This window comes from Pseudomonas sp. B6(2017) (assembly GCF_002112765.1).
GTDB classification, from domain to species: domain Bacteria; phylum Pseudomonadota; class Gammaproteobacteria; order Pseudomonadales; family Pseudomonadaceae; genus Aquipseudomonas; species Aquipseudomonas piscis.
In genome coordinates this window covers 1-14477 of record NZ_NEIQ01000001.1, presented here as the reverse complement: position 1 = coordinate 14477, position 14477 = coordinate 1, and the positions used below count along the sequence as shown (strand labels likewise).

Annotated in this window: 7 protein-coding genes, 2 tRNA genes and 3 rRNA genes; 7 read left to right on the top strand and 5 right to left on the bottom strand. The window is 57.7% G+C overall.

The window, feature by feature from the left end:
- Positions 1 to 186 precede the first annotated feature (186 nt).
- From CAG11_RS00065 to CAG11_RS00045, 5 genes are all read right to left on the bottom strand, one after another.
- On the bottom strand, positions 187 to 1680 hold the full coding sequence (locus tag CAG11_RS00065; protein ID WP_085593885.1) for an acetyl-CoA hydrolase/transferase family protein: 1494 nt from the start codon (positions 1678 to 1680) through the stop codon (positions 187 to 189).
- A 179-nt stretch (positions 1681 to 1859) separates the two neighbouring features.
- Positions 1860 to 3296, bottom strand: coding sequence for an NAD(P)(+) transhydrogenase (Re/Si-specific) subunit beta (locus CAG11_RS00060; RefSeq protein ID WP_085593883.1), 1437 nt, complete (start codon positions 3294 to 3296; stop codon positions 1860 to 1862).
- Entirely contained in the window at positions 3296 to 3616 is a 321-nt protein-coding gene (locus tag CAG11_RS00055; RefSeq protein WP_003233786.1) for an NAD(P) transhydrogenase subunit alpha, read from the bottom strand. The genes CAG11_RS00060 and CAG11_RS00055 overlap by 1 nt, the downstream gene beginning before the upstream one ends.
- A gap of 15 nt (positions 3617 to 3631) precedes the next feature.
- Entirely contained in the window at positions 3632 to 4753 is a 1122-nt protein-coding gene (locus CAG11_RS00050; RefSeq protein ID WP_085593881.1) for a Re/Si-specific NAD(P)(+) transhydrogenase subunit alpha, read from the bottom strand.
- 447 nt (positions 4754 to 5200) lie between these two features.
- Positions 5201 to 6100, bottom strand: coding sequence for a LysR family transcriptional regulator (locus CAG11_RS00045; protein WP_022642741.1), 900 nt, complete (start codon positions 6098 to 6100; stop codon positions 5201 to 5203).
- A gap of 157 nt (positions 6101 to 6257) precedes the next feature.
- On the opposite strand from CAG11_RS00045, the gene CAG11_RS00040 reads away from it, so the two are divergent.
- From CAG11_RS00040 to rrf, 7 genes are all read left to right on the top strand, one after another.
- A complete protein-coding gene (locus CAG11_RS00040; RefSeq protein ID WP_022642742.1) occupies positions 6258 to 7439 on the top strand; it encodes an acyl-CoA dehydrogenase in 1182 nt (393 codons plus the stop codon).
- Between the two features lie 13 nt (positions 7440 to 7452).
- Positions 7453 to 8673, top strand: a complete 1221-nt coding sequence (locus tag CAG11_RS00035; protein ID WP_085593879.1) for a CaiB/BaiF CoA-transferase family protein — start codon at positions 7453 to 7455, stop codon at positions 8671 to 8673.
- A 644-nt stretch (positions 8674 to 9317) separates the two neighbouring features.
- Positions 9318 to 10854: ribosomal RNA gene (locus CAG11_RS00025) — 16S ribosomal RNA — on the top strand.
- Positions 10855 to 10977: 123 nt separating this feature from the next.
- Positions 10978 to 11054 (top strand) — tRNA-Ile (locus CAG11_RS00020).
- A gap of 10 nt (positions 11055 to 11064) precedes the next feature.
- A tRNA-Ala gene (locus tag CAG11_RS00015) sits at positions 11065 to 11140 on the top strand.
- 215 nt (positions 11141 to 11355) lie between these two features.
- A 23S ribosomal RNA gene (locus CAG11_RS00010) occupies positions 11356 to 14247 on the top strand.
- Between the two features lie 140 nt (positions 14248 to 14387).
- A 5S ribosomal RNA gene (rrf, locus tag CAG11_RS00005) occupies positions 14388 to 14477 on the top strand; the annotation flags it as partial.

Sequence of the window (14477 nt, the reverse complement as noted above, 5' to 3'; positions counted from 1 at the left end):
ACTGTTCCGAAATGGCGCAACTGTACCTGTCAGCACCTTTTTGGTGCATTTCGCAGGTTTTTGATCGATGAAGGGCGATTTCAGGCGGGGAAAAGACCGGTACAGCAGTACAGTTTTTGTAACTGGTTGGCGACGGAGCCGGCGGACTGACGCAACTGTGCTTGCGTCAGCCGCCGACTGTATTCATCACTCGGCGAGCATCTTCCCGGTTTCTTCCAGGTTGATGTGCCAGCTCAGGGCTTCACGCAGGATGTGCGGGGTGTGGCCACCCAGGGCGCAGGCCTTGGTGAAGTAATCGTTGAGGGCGTCGCGGTAGGACGGATGCACGCAGTTGTCGATGATCACCCGTGCCCGTTCCCGTGGCGCCAGGCCACGCAGGTCGGCCAGGCCGATCTCGGTGACGAGGATGTCGACGTCGTGCTCGGTGTGGTCCACATGGCTGACCATGGGTACCACGCTGGAAATCGCGCCACCCTTGGCGATCGACTTGGTGACGAAGATCGCCAGGTGCGCGTTACGGGCGAAGTCACCCGAGCCGCCGATGCCGTTCATCATCTTGGTGCCGCAGACGTGGGTGGAGTTGACGTTGCCGTAGATGTCGAACTCCAGCGCAGTGTTGATACCGATGATGCCCAGGCGCCGCACCACCTCGGGGTGGTTGGAGATCTCCTGCGGGCGCAGCACCAGCTTGTCCTTGTAGCGCTCCAGGTTGCCGAACACATCGGCGTTGCGCCGGCTCGACAGGGTGATGGAGCTGCCCGAGGCGAAGCTCAGCTTGCCGGCGTCGATCAGGTCGAAGGTCGAGTCCTGCAGCACTTCGGAGTACATGGTCAGGTTTTCGAAGGGCGACTCGATCAGGCCGCACATCACTGCGTTGGCGATGTTGCCGATGCCGGCCTGCAGCGGGCCGAGCTTGTTGCTCATGCGCCCGGCCTCCACTTCCCGCTTGAGGAAGTCGATCAGGTGGTTGGCGATGCCCTGGGTCTCGCTGTCCGGGGTCGAGACAGTGGACGGCGAGTCGGGCTGGTCGGTGATGACGATGGCGGCGATCTTGTCCGCCGGGATCGGGATGGCGGTGCTGCCGATGCGGTCGTCGACCTTCACCAGCGGGATCGGCGTACGGGTTGGGCGATAGGTCGGGATATAGATGTCGTGCAGCCCTTCCAGGTTCGGGTTGTGCGCCATGTTGATCTCGACGATCACTTGCTTGGCGAAGATCGCGAAGCTGGCGGAGTTGCCCACCGAGGTGGTCGGCACGATATGCCCCTGCTCGGTGATGGCTACTGCCTCGATCACGGCGATGTCCGGCAGCTTGAGCTGCTGGTTGCGCAGTTGTTCGACGGTTTCCGACAGGTGCTGGTCGATGAACATCACCTTGCCGGCGTTGATCGCCTTGCGCAGGGTGCTGTCCACCTGGAACGGCATGCGCCGGGCCAGCACGCCGGCCTCGGTCAGTTCCTTGTCCAGGTCGTTGCCCAGGCTGGCGCCGGTCATCAGGCTGATTTTAAGCGGTGACACCTTGGCCCGTTCGGCCAGGGCATGGGGCACGGCCTTGGCTTCACCGGCGCGGGTGAAGCCGCTCATGCCGACGGTCATGCCGTCCTCAATCAGAGCGGCAGCGTCTGCGGCGCTCATCACCTTATCCAACAACGAAGGCAAGCGGATACGATCACGGTACATGGATTGTTATCTCGGGCAACGAAAGCAAGAAGCGCAGTCTAGTGATTTCCAGAAAAAACGCCCCGCGACAAAGGTCGAATGAAAGGCCCTGTCCTAGAGCCTTCCGTCGGCTTTCTGGAGTAAATAAAAAACCCCAGCCTACTAAAGGCTGAGGTCTTGGGTATTGCGCTACGGCAGGATTATTCGACGGCCTTGACCATGTCCTCGATGACTTTCTTGGCGTCGCCGAAGACCATCATGGTCTTGTCCAGATAAAACAGTTCGTTGTCCAGGCCGGCATAACCGCTGGCCATGGAGCGCTTGTTGACGATGATGGTCTTGGCCTTGAAGGCCTCGAGGATCGGCATGCCGGCGATAGGCGACTTCGGATCGTTCTTCGCCGCCGGGTTGACCACGTCGTTGGCGCCGAGCACCAGTACCACGTCGGCCTGGCCGAACTCGGAGTTGATGTCTTCCATCTCGAACACCTGGTCGTACGGCACTTCGGCCTCGGCCAGCAGCACGTTCATATGGCCAGGCATGCGCCCTGCCACCGGGTGGATCGCGTACTTCACGGTCACGCCACGATGGACCAGTTTCTCGGTGAGTTCCTTCAATGCGTGCTGGGCGCGTGCCACCGCCAGGCCGTAGCCGGGCACGATGATCACGGTGTCGGCGTTGGTCAGCAGGAAGGTCGCGTCGTCGGCCGAGCCGGACTTCACCGGACGGGCCTCCTGGGCGCCTGCCGGACCACCGGCATCGGCGCTGTTGCCGAAACCGCCGAGCAGCACGTTGAAAAACGAGCGGTTCATCGCCTTGCACATGATGTAGGAGAGGATCGCGCCGCTGGAGCCCACCAGGGAGCCGGCGATGATCAGCATCGAGTTGTTCAGCGAGAAGCCGATGCCCGCCGCCGCCCAGCCCGAGTAGCTGTTGAGCATCGACACCACCACCGGCATGTCGGCACCGCCGATGGGGATGATGATCAGCACGCCCATGACGAAGGCCAGGGCCAGCATCAGGGCGAAGGCGCCCAGGTTGCCGGTGACCATGAAGGTGATGCCCAGGCCCAGGGTGGCCAGGCCCAGTACCAGGTTCAGCTTGTGCTGGCCGGCGAACTGTACCGGTGCGCCCTGGAACAGGCGGAACTTGTACTTGCCCGACAGCTTGCCGAAGGCGATCACCGAACCGGAGAAGGTGATGGCGCCGATGGCCGCGCCGAGGAACAGCTCCAGGCGGTTACCGGTCGGGATCGAGTCGCCCAGGTGCTTGACGATGCCCAGGGACTGCGGCTCGACCACGGCGGCGATGGCGATGAACACCGCGGCCAGGCCGATCATGCTGTGCATGAAGGCCACGAGCTCAGGCATCTTGGTCATTTCGACGCGCTTGGCCATTATCGAACCGGCGGTGCCGCCGATCAGCAGGCCGACGATCACATAGCCGATGCCGGCGGTGGCGAGCTCGGCGCCGAGCTTGTAGATCAGGCCGACGGTGGTCAGTACCGCCAGGGCCATGCCGAGCATGCCGAACAGGTTGCCGCGGCGCGACGTAGTCGGGTGCGAAAGGCCCTTGAGCGCCTGGATGAAGCACACCGAAGCGATCAGGTAGAGGGTGGTTACCAGGTTCATACTCATTATTTCTGCACCTCTTCTTTGGCTTTGGGCGCTTTCTTCTTGAACATTTCCAGCATGCGGCGGGTGACCAGGAAGCCACCGAACACGTTGACCGCGGCCAGGGCCACGGCCAGGGTGCCCATGGTCTTGCCCAGCGGAGTCACGGTCAGGGCGGCGGCCAGCATGGCGCCGACGATGACGATCGCGGAAATGGCGTTGGTCACCGCCATCAGCGGCGTGTGCAGTGCGGGTGTGACGTTCCAGACCACGTGGTAACCGACATAGATCGCCAGCACGAAGATGATCAGGTTGTAGATACCGGGGGAGATGAGCTCTTCCATCGTCTGAATCCCTGCTTAGGCGTTTTTGCGGATGACTTGGCCGTCGCGGCACATCAGGCACGCGGCGACGATGTCGTCTTCGAGGTTGACGTCGAACTGCCCTTCTTTGGTGAAGACAAGCTTCAGGAAGTCCAGCAGGTTGCGGGCATACAGGGCCGACGCGTCGGCAGCTACTGCGCCGGCGAGGTTGGTCGGGCCGACGATGGTCACGCCATGCTCGATCACTACCTCGTCAGCCACGGTCAGCGGGCAGTTGCCGCCCTGGGCGGCGGCCAGGTCGATGACCACCGAGCCGGGCTTCATCTGGGCCACGGTATCGGCGCTCAGCAGTGTCGGCGCCTTGCGGCCCGGGATCAGCGCGGTGGTGATGACGATATCGGCCTGCTTGGCGCGTTCGTGCACGGCCAGGGCCTGGCGCTGCATCCAACTGGCTGGCATGGGGCGGGCGTAGCCACCAACGCCTTCGGCACATTCGCGCTCTTCATCGGTTTCGTAGGGCACGTCGACGAACTTGGCACCCAGGGACTCGATCTGCTCCTTCACCGCCGGACGCACGTCCGAAGCCTCGATCACCGCACCCAGGCGCTTGGCCGTGGCGATGGCCTGCAGGCCAGCCACGCCGGCGCCGAGGATCAGCACGCGGGCAGCCTTCACGGTGCCGGCGGCGGTCATCAGCATCGGCATGAAGCGCGGGTAATAGTGGGCTGCCAGCAACACTGCCTTGTAGCCGGCGATGTTGGCCTGGGACGACAGCACGTCCAGGCTCTGGGCCCGGGAGGTGCGCGGCGCGGCTTCCAGGGCGAAGGCGGTGATCCCGCGCTCGGCCAGCTTGGCAATGGTTTCATTGCTGAACGGGTTGAGCATGCCCACCAGGACGGTCCCGCTCTTGATCAGGGCCAGTTCACTGTCGTTGGGAGCCACGACCTTGAGGATCAGCTCGGCGCCGAAGGCATCGTTGGCGCTGCCAATGGTTGCCCCTGCCGCTTCGTAGGCACTGTCCACCACGCTGGCATTGATGCCGGCGCCGCTTTGCACGGTGACCTTATGACCCTGGCCGATCAGCTTCTTGATGGTTTCCGGGGTTGCAGCAACCCGTGTTTCACCCGTCTGGGTTTCGAGAGGAACACCAATGTGCACGTCAAATCTCCTGCTTGATCTTATTGCTTGCGATCTTTCTTAGAAGGCCAGCGCACTACGCAGGGGCGCTGGGGCGGCCGATCAGCACGATCCCGCTGAAATCACAGCGGGGCGCGGCATTTTGCAGGCGAACTTTGAGGCCTTCAAGGAATTCTGACTAGTGACGGAAAATTAACTACAAGTCACCCCGTGACCGAATGTCGCAACCATCAGGGGTAAAGCCTTGCAGGCTGTGGCTTTCAAGGCTTTTACCGCAAATTTAAGTTTTTTCGCATCGGTGACATGAATGCTCACACATTGCCTGCCAATAAACCCTACAACCCGCGTGGTTAGCTGCTTGGAGAAGGTTTTTGCTAGGTGTCGGTACAGTCTGCCTAAAGGCGACAAATAGTTATATCTGTAGTGTTTTGGTTTTTCTGACTACGGGGTCAATTATGGCTGGAGGCCTCAGTTTTCCAAGGTATAGCTGTGTGCCTGGCGTACCAGCCAATCGCGAAATGCCCGCAATGAGGCTGACTCCACCTTCCGTTCGGGAATCATCAGGTAGTACGCCTTGATGCTCGACAGGGCCTTGGGGTTGGCGATCACCAGGCGCTTCTCCGCCAGTTCGCGCTGGATCAGGAACGGCGGGATCAAGGCGATGCCCATGTTGTGCATGGCTGCCTGGGCGAGCATTGAGAATAGCTCGTAGCGTGGGCCTGTCATGTCCCGTGGGACGCTCAACTGCTGGGAGTTGAACCACTGGCGCCAGGCGTAGGGCCGGGTGGTCTGCTGTAGCAAGGGCAGCTCGGCAATGGCTTCGGGGGATAACTGTTGAAGTTCGCCCAGCATGGCCGGGCTGCATACCGGCATGGGGTGTTCGTCCATCAAACGGTGGGACTGGGTGCCGGACCAGTCGGCATCGCCGAAGTAGATGGCAGCGTCGAAGGGAGTATCGGCGAACAGGAATGGCCGGGTGCGGTTGGTCAGGTTGACCGTGACGTCCGGATGCCGTTGCTGGAAGTCCTTGAGGCGTGGCAGCAGCCACTGGGTGCCGAAGGTCGGGACCACGGCCAGTTCGATGACGTTGGCGCCCTGCTGCCCCATCACCGATAGCGTGTCGCGTTCCACCGCATCCAGCTGGGTGGCGACCCGGCGACTATAGGACAGGCCGGCCTCGGTCAGCTTGACCCCGCGTCGGGAGCGGCGGAACAGCTCGACGCCGAGGAACTCCTCCAGGCTGGCGATCTGGCGGCATACCGCGCCCTGGGTCAGGGAAAGTTCCAGGGCGGCCTTGGTGAAGCTCTCGTGACGGGCGGCGGCTTCGAAGCTGATGAGCGCGGCGGTGCTGGGGATTTTTCTGCGCATGTACGGCAATCTCACTAATGAATGCTGTAAATGGCACTTGAAGCCATTTCGAAGTGAGAAATTAGCACAACAGTATGCGAAATCCTCGTTTGCCCGGGGCGACGACCAGGCCTAGGATCAATCCACGATAGTTGGCCTACTTCACGAGGACTCTCCCATGGGCGGCAAAGCAAGCTTCAACTGGATCGATCCCCTTCTGCTGGATCAGCAACTGACCGAAGAAGAGCGCATGGTGCGCGACAGCGCCGAGCAGTTTGCCCAGGGCAAGCTGATGCCGCGGGTCCTGGAGGCTTTCCGCCATGAGCAGACCGATCCGGCGATCTTCCGCGAGATGGGTGAAGTGGGCCTGCTGGGCGCGACAATTCCCGAGCAATACGGCGGCAGTGGCCTGAACTATGTGTGCTACGGCCTGATCGCCCGTGAAGTGGAGCGCGTGGATTCCGGTTACCGCTCGATGATGAGCGTGCAGTCGTCCCTGGTGATGGTGCCGATCAACGAATTCGGCACCGAGGCGCAAAAGCAGAAGTACCTGCCGAAGCTGGCTTCTGGCGAGTGGATCGGCTGCTTCGGCTTGACCGAGCCCAACCATGGTTCCGACCCGGGCGCCATGGTGACCCGTGCGCGCAAGGTGGATGGCGGCTACAGCCTGACCGGCAGCAAGATGTGGATCACCAACAGCCCGATCGCCGATGTGTTCGTGGTCTGGGCCAAGGACGACGCTGGCGATATCCGTGGCTTTGTCCTGGAGAAAGGCTGGAAGGGCCTGAGCGCTCCGGCTATCCACGGCAAGGTCGGCCTGCGAGCGTCGATCACCGGTGAGATCGTCATGGACAACGTGTTCGTGCCGGAAGAGAACATCTTCCCTGATGTGCGCGGCCTCAAAGGTCCGTTCACCTGCCTGAACTCGGCGCGCTACGGCATTTCCTGGGGCGCCCTGGGTGCCGCCGAGTTCTGCTGGCACACCGCTCGCCAGTACACCCTCGATCGCCAGCAGTTCGGCCGTCCCCTGGCGGCGACCCAGCTGATCCAGAAGAAGCTGGCGGACATGCAGACCGAGATCACCCTCGCCCTGCAAGGCTGCCTGCGCCTGGGCCGGATGAAGGATGAAGGCACCGCGGCGGTGGAAATCACTTCGATCATGAAGCGCAACTCCTGCGGCAAGTCCCTGGAGATTGCCCGCATGGCCCGCGACATGCTGGGCGGCAACGGTATCTCCGACGAGTTCGGCATCGCCCGTCACCTGGTGAACCTGGAGGTGGTCAACACCTATGAAGGCACCCATGACGTGCATGCGCTGATCCTGGGGCGTGCACAAACCGGTATCCAGGCGTTCTATTAATAGGAGAGCGGCCATGGGCGCGTTATCGCATCTGCGGGTACTGGATTTATCGCGGGTCCTGGCCGGGCCATGGTCCGGCCAGATCCTGGCGGACCTGGGGGCGGAGGTCATCAAGGTCGAGCGTCCGGGCAACGGTGACGATACCCGTGCCTGGGGCCCGCCCTTCTTGAAGGACGCCTATGGCGAGAACACCACGGAGGCCGCCTATTACCTGTCGGCCAACCGTAACAAGCAATCGGTGACCATCGACTTCACCCGTCCGGAGGGCCAGCAACTGGTGCGCGAACTGGCGGCCAAGTCGGACATCGTCATCGAGAACTTCAAGGTGGGCGGCCTGGCGGCCTATGGCCTGGACTATGAGTCGCTGAAGGCGGTCAATCCGCGCCTGATCTATTGCTCGATCACCGGGTTCGGCCAGACGGGGCCTTATGCCAAGCGGGCGGGTTATGACTTCATGATCCAGGGGTTGGGTGGGCTGATGAGCCTGACTGGCCGGCCCGAAGGTGAAGAAGGTGCCGGGCCGGTGAAGGTCGGCGTGGCCTTGACCGACATCCTGACGGGGCTCTATTCGACGGTGGCGATCCTGGCGGCCCTGGCTCACCGGGACCAGGGCGGCAGCGGGCAGCATATCGACATGGCACTGCTGGATGTCCAGGTCGCGTGCCTGGCGAACCAGGCGATGAACTACCTGACGACGGGAGTCGCGCCCAAGCGCCTGGGTAATGCCCATCCTAATATAGTGCCCTATCAGGATTTTCCGACGGCGGATGGCGACTTCATCCTTACCGTGGGTAATGACGGGCAGTTTCGCAAGTTTGCCGAAGTGGCGGGCCAGCCGCAGTGGGCGGATGACCCTCGGTTCGCCACCAACAAGCTGCGGGTGGCCAATCGCGCGGTGCTGATTCCTCTGATCCGCCAGGCGACGGTATTCAAGACTACGGCGCAGTGGGTCAGCCAGCTGGAGCAGGCTGGGGTGCCGTGTGGGCCGATCAACGACCTGTCCCAGGTGTTTGCCGATCCGCAGGTGGTGTCCCGTGGCTTGGCCGTGGAGTTGCCGCATGCCTTGGCGGGGATGGTGCCCCAGGTGGCCAGTCCGATTCGTCTCTCCGAGACGCCGGTTGAATATCGTCAGGCCCCTCCTCTGTTGGGTGAGCATACGCAGCAAGTTCTGCAGTGCGTGCTGGGCATGCAGGCCGAGGCCGTGGATAGCTTGAAGCGATCGGGAGTGTTGTAGGGCCTTCCTTCTTATATATAGAGAAGCGCTTTGCGTTCCATGTAACGCTGTCCGGGACAGCCTTTTACGGGGTTTTGGGGGTTATTCATGGAAATCTGAAAATAAGTGTTGACGGCGAGTTTAATGTCTCTATAATTCGCCCCACTTCCGGCGCAGTCGAAACGGAAAACTCCTTGAGATTCAACGAGTTACGAAGATTTCGACAGCGGTCACGCTTCAGTCCATCGAAGCCCGAAAGGAGCTGATAAGGCAGCGAAAGTGGCCTTGTTAGCGTTTCGATCCTCTCGATCGAAAGCGGTTAAAAAGAGGTGTTGACAGCAGCGTGTAACGCTGTAGAATTCGCCTCCCGCTAACGAGAGATCGGAAGCGCAAGTGGTTGAAGTTACAAAGGAAACTTTGAAAACTTCTTAAAAAAATCACTTGACAGCAAGTGAGGCTGCTGTAGAATGCGCGCCTCGGTTGAGACGAAAGATCTTAACCAACCGCTCTTTAACAACTGAATCAAGCAATTCGTGTGGGTGCTTGTGTAGTCAGACTGATAGTCAAAAAGATTATCAGCATCACGAGTGACCATGCGAGAAATCACATAGTCATTTGAGATTGCTGAGCCAAGTTTAGGGTTTCTTAAAAACCCAAGCAGTATTGAACTGAAGAGTTTGATCATGGCTCAGATTGAACGCTGGCGGCAGGCCTAACACATGCAAGTCGAGCGGATGAAGTGAGCTTGCTCACGGATTTAGCGGCGGACGGGTGAGTAATGCCTAGGAATCTGCCTGGTAGTGGGGGATAACGTTTCGAAAGGGACGCTAATACCGCATACGTCCTACGGGAGAAAGCAGGGGACCTTCGGGCCTTGCGCTATCAGATGAGCCTAGGTCGGATTAGCTAGTTGGTGAGGTAATGGCTCACCAAGGCGACGATCCGTAACTGGTCTGAGAGGATGATCAGTCACACTGGAACTGAGACACGGTCCAGACTCCTACGGGAGGCAGCAGTGGGGAATATTGGACAATGGGCGAAAGCCTGATCCAGCCATGCCGCGTGTGTGAAGAAGGTCTTCGGATTGTAAAGCACTTTAAGTTGGGAGGAAGGGCAGTAAGCTAATATCTTGCTGTTTTGACGTTACCGACAGAATAAGCACCGGCTAACTCTGTGCCAGCAGCCGCGGTAATACAGAGGGTGCAAGCGTTAATCGGAATTACTGGGCGTAAAGCGCGCGTAGGTGGTTTGTTAAGTTGGATGTGAAAGCCCCGGGCTCAACCTGGGAACTGCATCCAAAACTGGCAAGCTAGAGTATGGTAGAGGGTGGTGGAATTTCCTGTGTAGCGGTGAAATGCGTAGATATAGGAAGGAACACCAGTGGCGAAGGCGACCACCTGGACTGATACTGACACTGAGGTGCGAAAGCGTGGGGAGCAAACAGGATTAGATACCCTGGTAGTCCACGCCGTAAACGATGTCAACTAGCCGTTGGGGTCCTTGAGACTTTAGTGGCGCAGCTAACGCATTAAGTTGACCGCCTGGGGAGTACGGCCGCAAGGTTAAAACTCAAATGAATTGACGGGGGCCCGCACAAGCGGTGGAGCATGTGGTTTAATTCGAAGCAACGCGAAGAACCTTACCAGGCCTTGACATGCAGAGAACTTTCCAGAGATGGATTGGTGCCTTCGGGAACTCTGACACAGGTGCTGCATGGCTGTCGTCAGCTCGTGTCGTGAGATGTTGGGTTAAGTCCCGTAACGAGCGCAACCCTTGTCCTTAGTTACCAGCACGTTATGGTGGGCACTCTAAGGAGACTGCCGGTGACAAACCGGAGGAAGGTGGGGATGACGTCAAGTCATCATGGCCCTTACGGCCTGGGCTACACACGTGCTACAATGGTCGGTACAGAGGGTTGCCAAGCCGCGAGGTGGAGCTAATCCCACAAAACCGATCGTAGTCCGGATCGCAGTCTGCAACTCGACTGCGTGAAGTCGGAATCGCTAGTAATCGCGAATCAGAATGTCGCGGTGAATACGTTCCCGGGCCTTGTACACACCGCCCGTCACACCATGGGAGTGGGTTGCACCAGAAGTAGCTAGTCTAACCTTCGGGAGGACGGTTACCACGGTGTGATTCATGACTGGGGTGAAGTCGTAACAAGGTAGCCGTAGGGGAACCTGCGGCTGGATCACCTCCTTAATCGACGACATCAGCTGCTTCATAAGCTCCCACACGAATTGCTTGATTCATTGAAGAAGACGATAGAAGCAGCTTTAAGCTCCAAGCTGATAGCTCCAAGCTAACAGTTACAAGCTCGAAATTGGGTCTGTAGCTCAGTTGGTTAGAGCGCACCCCTGATAAGGGTGAGGTCGGCAGTTCGAATCTGCCCAGACCCACCAATTTTGTTATGGGGCCATAGCTCAGCTGGGAGAGCGCCTGCCTTGCACGCAGGAGGTCAGCGGTTCGATCCCGCTTGGCTCCACCATAAACTGCTTCTGAAAGCTTAGAAATGAGCATTCAAATCGAATGTTGATTTCTAGTCTTTTGATTAGATCGTTCTTTAAAAATTTGGGTATGTGATAGAAAGATAGACTGAACACTACTTTCACTGGTAGTGGATCAGGCTAAGGTAAAGTTTGTGAATTCAAACTTTCGGCGAATGTCGTCTTCACAGTATAACCAGATTGCTTGGGGTTATATGGTCAAGTGAAGAAGCGCATACGGTGGATGCCTTGGCAGTCAGAGGCGATGAAAGACGTGGTAGCCTGCGATAAGCTTCGGGGAGTCGGCAAACAGACTTTGATCCGGAGATCTCTGAATGGGGGAACCCAACCATCATAAGATGGTTATCTTGCACTGAATACATAGGTGCAAGAGGCGAACCAGGGGAACTGAAACATCTAAGTACCCTGAGGAAAAGAAATCAACCGAGATTCCCTTAGTAGTGGCGAGCGAACGGGGACTAGCCCTTAAGCTTCTTTGATTTTAGCGGAACGCTCTGGAAAGTGCGGCCATAGTGGGTGATAGCCCTGTACGCGAAAGGATCTTAGAAGTGAAATCGAGTAGGACGGGGCACGAGAAACCTTGTCTGAATATGGGGGGACCATCCTCCAAGGCTAAATACTACTGACTGACCGATAGTGAACTAGTACCGTGAGGGAAAGGCGAAAAGAACCCCGGAGAGGGGAGTGAAATAGATCCTGAAACCGTATGCGTACAAGCAGTGGGAGCAGACTTTGTTCTGTGACTGCGTACCTTTTGTATAATGGGTCAGCGACTTATATTCAGTGGCAAGCTTAACCGAATAGGGGAGGCGTAGCGAAAGCGAGTCTTAATAGGGCGTTTAGTCGCTGGGTATAGACCCGAAACCGGGCGATCTATCCATGGGCAGGTTGAAGGTTAGGTAACACTGACTGGAGGACCGAACCGACTACCGTTGAAAAGTTAGCGGATGACCTGTGGATCGGAGTGAAAGGCTAATCAAGCTCGGAGATAGCTGGTTCTCCTCGAAAGCTATTTAGGTAGCGCCTCATGTATCACTCTAGGGGGTAGAGCACTGTTTCGGCTAGGGGGTCATCCCGACTTACCAAACCGATGCAAACTCCGAATACCTAGAAGTGCCGAGCATGGGAGACACACGGCGGGTGCTAACGTCCGTCGTGAAAAGGGAAACAACCCAGACCGTCAGCTAAGGTCCCAAAGTTATGGTTAAGTGGGAAACGATGTGGGAAGGCTTAGACAGCTAGGAGGTTGGCTTAGAAGCAGCCATCCTTTAAAGAAAGCGTAATAGCTCACTAGTCGAGTCGGCCTGCGCGGAAGATGTAACGGGGCTCAAACCATACACCGAAGCTACGGGTATCACGTAAGTGATGCGGTAGAGGAGCGTTCTGTAAGCCTGTGAAGGTGAGTTGAGAAGCTTGCTGGAGGTATCAGAAGTGCGAATGCTGACATGAGTAACGACAATGCGAGTGAAAAACTCGCACGCCGAAAGACCAAGGTTTCCTGCGCAACGTTAATCGACGCAGGGTTAGTCGGTCCCTAAGGCGAGGCTGAAAAGCGTAGTCGATGGAAAACAGGTTAATATTCCTGTACTTCTGGTTATTGCGATGGAGGGACGGAGAAGGCTAGGCCAGCTTGGCGTTGGTTGTCCAAGTTTAAGGTGGTAGGCTGAAATCTTAGGAAAATCCGGGATTTCAAGGCCGAGAGCTGATGACGAGTTACCTTTTAGGTGACGAAGTGGTTGATGCCATGCTTCCAAGAAAAGCTTCTAAGCTTCAGATAACCAGGAACCGTACCCCAAACCGACACAGGTGGTTAGGTAGAGAATACCAAGGCGCTTGAGAGAACTCGGGTGAAGGAACTAGGCAAAATGGCACCGTAACTTCGGGAGAAGGTGCGCCGGTGAGGGTGAAGGACTTGCTCCGTAAGCCCATGCCGGTCGAAGATACCAGGCCGCTGCGACTGTTTATTAAAAACACAGCACTCTGCAAACACGAAAGTGGACGTATAGGGTGTGACGCCTGCCCGGTGCCGGAAGGTTAATTGATGGGGTTAGCGCAAGCGAAGCTCTTGATCGAAGCCCCGGTAAACGGCGGCCGTAACTATAACGGTCCTAAGGTAGCGAAATTCCTTGTCGGGTAAGTTCCGACCTGCACGAATGGCGTAACGATGGCGGCGCTGTCTCCACCCGAGACTCAGTGAAATTGAAATCGCTGTGAAGATGCAGTGTATCCGCGGCTAGACGGAAAGACCCCGTGAACCTTTACTATAGCTTTGCACTGGACTTTGAGCTTGCTTGTGTAGGATAGGTGGGAGGCTTTGAAGTGGGGACGCCAGTTCTCATGGAGCCATCCTTGAAATACCACCCTGGCAACCTTGAGGTTCTAACTCAGGTCCGTTATCCGGATCGAGGACAGTGTATGGTGGGTAGTTTGACTGGGGCGGTCTCCTCCTAAAGAGTAACGGAGGAGTACGAAGGTGCGCTCAGACCGGTCGGAAATCGGTCGCAGAGTATAAAGGCAAAAGCGCGCTTGACTGCGAGACAAACACGTCGAGCAGGTACGAAAGTAGGTCTTAGTGATCCGGTGGTTCTGTATGGAAGGGCCATCGCTCAACGGATAAAAGGTACTCCGGGGATAACAGGCTGATACCGCCCAAGAGTTCATATCGACGGCGGTGTTTGGCACCTCGATGTCGGCTCATCACATCCTGGGGCTGAAGCCGGTCCCAAGGGTATGGCTGTTCGCCATTTAAAGTGGTACGCGAGCTGGGTTTAGAACGTCGTGAGACAGTTCGGTCCCTATCTGCCGTGGACGTTTGAGATTTGAGAGGGGCTGCTCCTAGTACGAGAGGACCGGAGTGGACGAACCTCTGGTGTTCCGGTTGTCACGCCAGTGGCATTGCCGGGTAGCTATGTTCGGAAAAGATAACCGCTGAAAGCATCTAAGCGGGAAACTTGCCTCAAGATGAGATCTCACTGGGATCTTGAATCCCCTAAAGGGCCGTCGAAGACTACGACGTTGATAGGTTGGGTGTGTAAGCGCTGTGAGGCGTTGAGCTAACCAATACTAATTGCCCGTGAGGCTTGACCATATAACACCCAAGCAATTTGCGAACTCGACAGAGACCAGATTGCGGTGTGTGAAGATGACCAACCGAAAGTTTGACACACAAACCTATTGCATACCCATTCGCTGGAACGTTGCCCAAACAACGGCTCAGCTACAGAATTTCTTGACGACCATAGAGCATTGGAACCACCTGATCCCATCCCGAACTCAGCAGTGAAACGATGCATCGCCGATGGTAGTGTGGGGTTTCCC

What these genes read in the sequence shown, in the direction of transcription:
- CAG11_RS00060 (WP_085593883.1), bottom strand. Translation starts at nt 3,296, where the DNA reads ATGAGTATGAACCTGGTAACCACCCTCTACCTGATCGCTTCGGTGTGC.
- CAG11_RS00040 (WP_022642742.1), top strand. Translation starts at nt 6,258, where the DNA reads ATGGGCGGCAAAGCAAGCTTCAACTGGATCGATCCCCTTCTGCTGGAT.
- CAG11_RS00065 (WP_085593885.1), bottom strand. Translation starts at nt 1,680, where the DNA reads ATGTACCGTGATCGTATCCGCTTGCCTTCGTTGTTGGATAAGGTGATG.
- CAG11_RS00055 (WP_003233786.1), bottom strand. Translation starts at nt 3,616, where the DNA reads ATGGAAGAGCTCATCTCCCCCGGTATCTACAACCTGATCATCTTCGTG.
- CAG11_RS00035 (WP_085593879.1), top strand. Translation starts at nt 7,453, where the DNA reads ATGGGCGCGTTATCGCATCTGCGGGTACTGGATTTATCGCGGGTCCTG.
- CAG11_RS00045 (WP_022642741.1), bottom strand. Translation starts at nt 6,100, where the DNA reads ATGCGCAGAAAAATCCCCAGCACCGCCGCGCTCATCAGCTTCGAAGCC.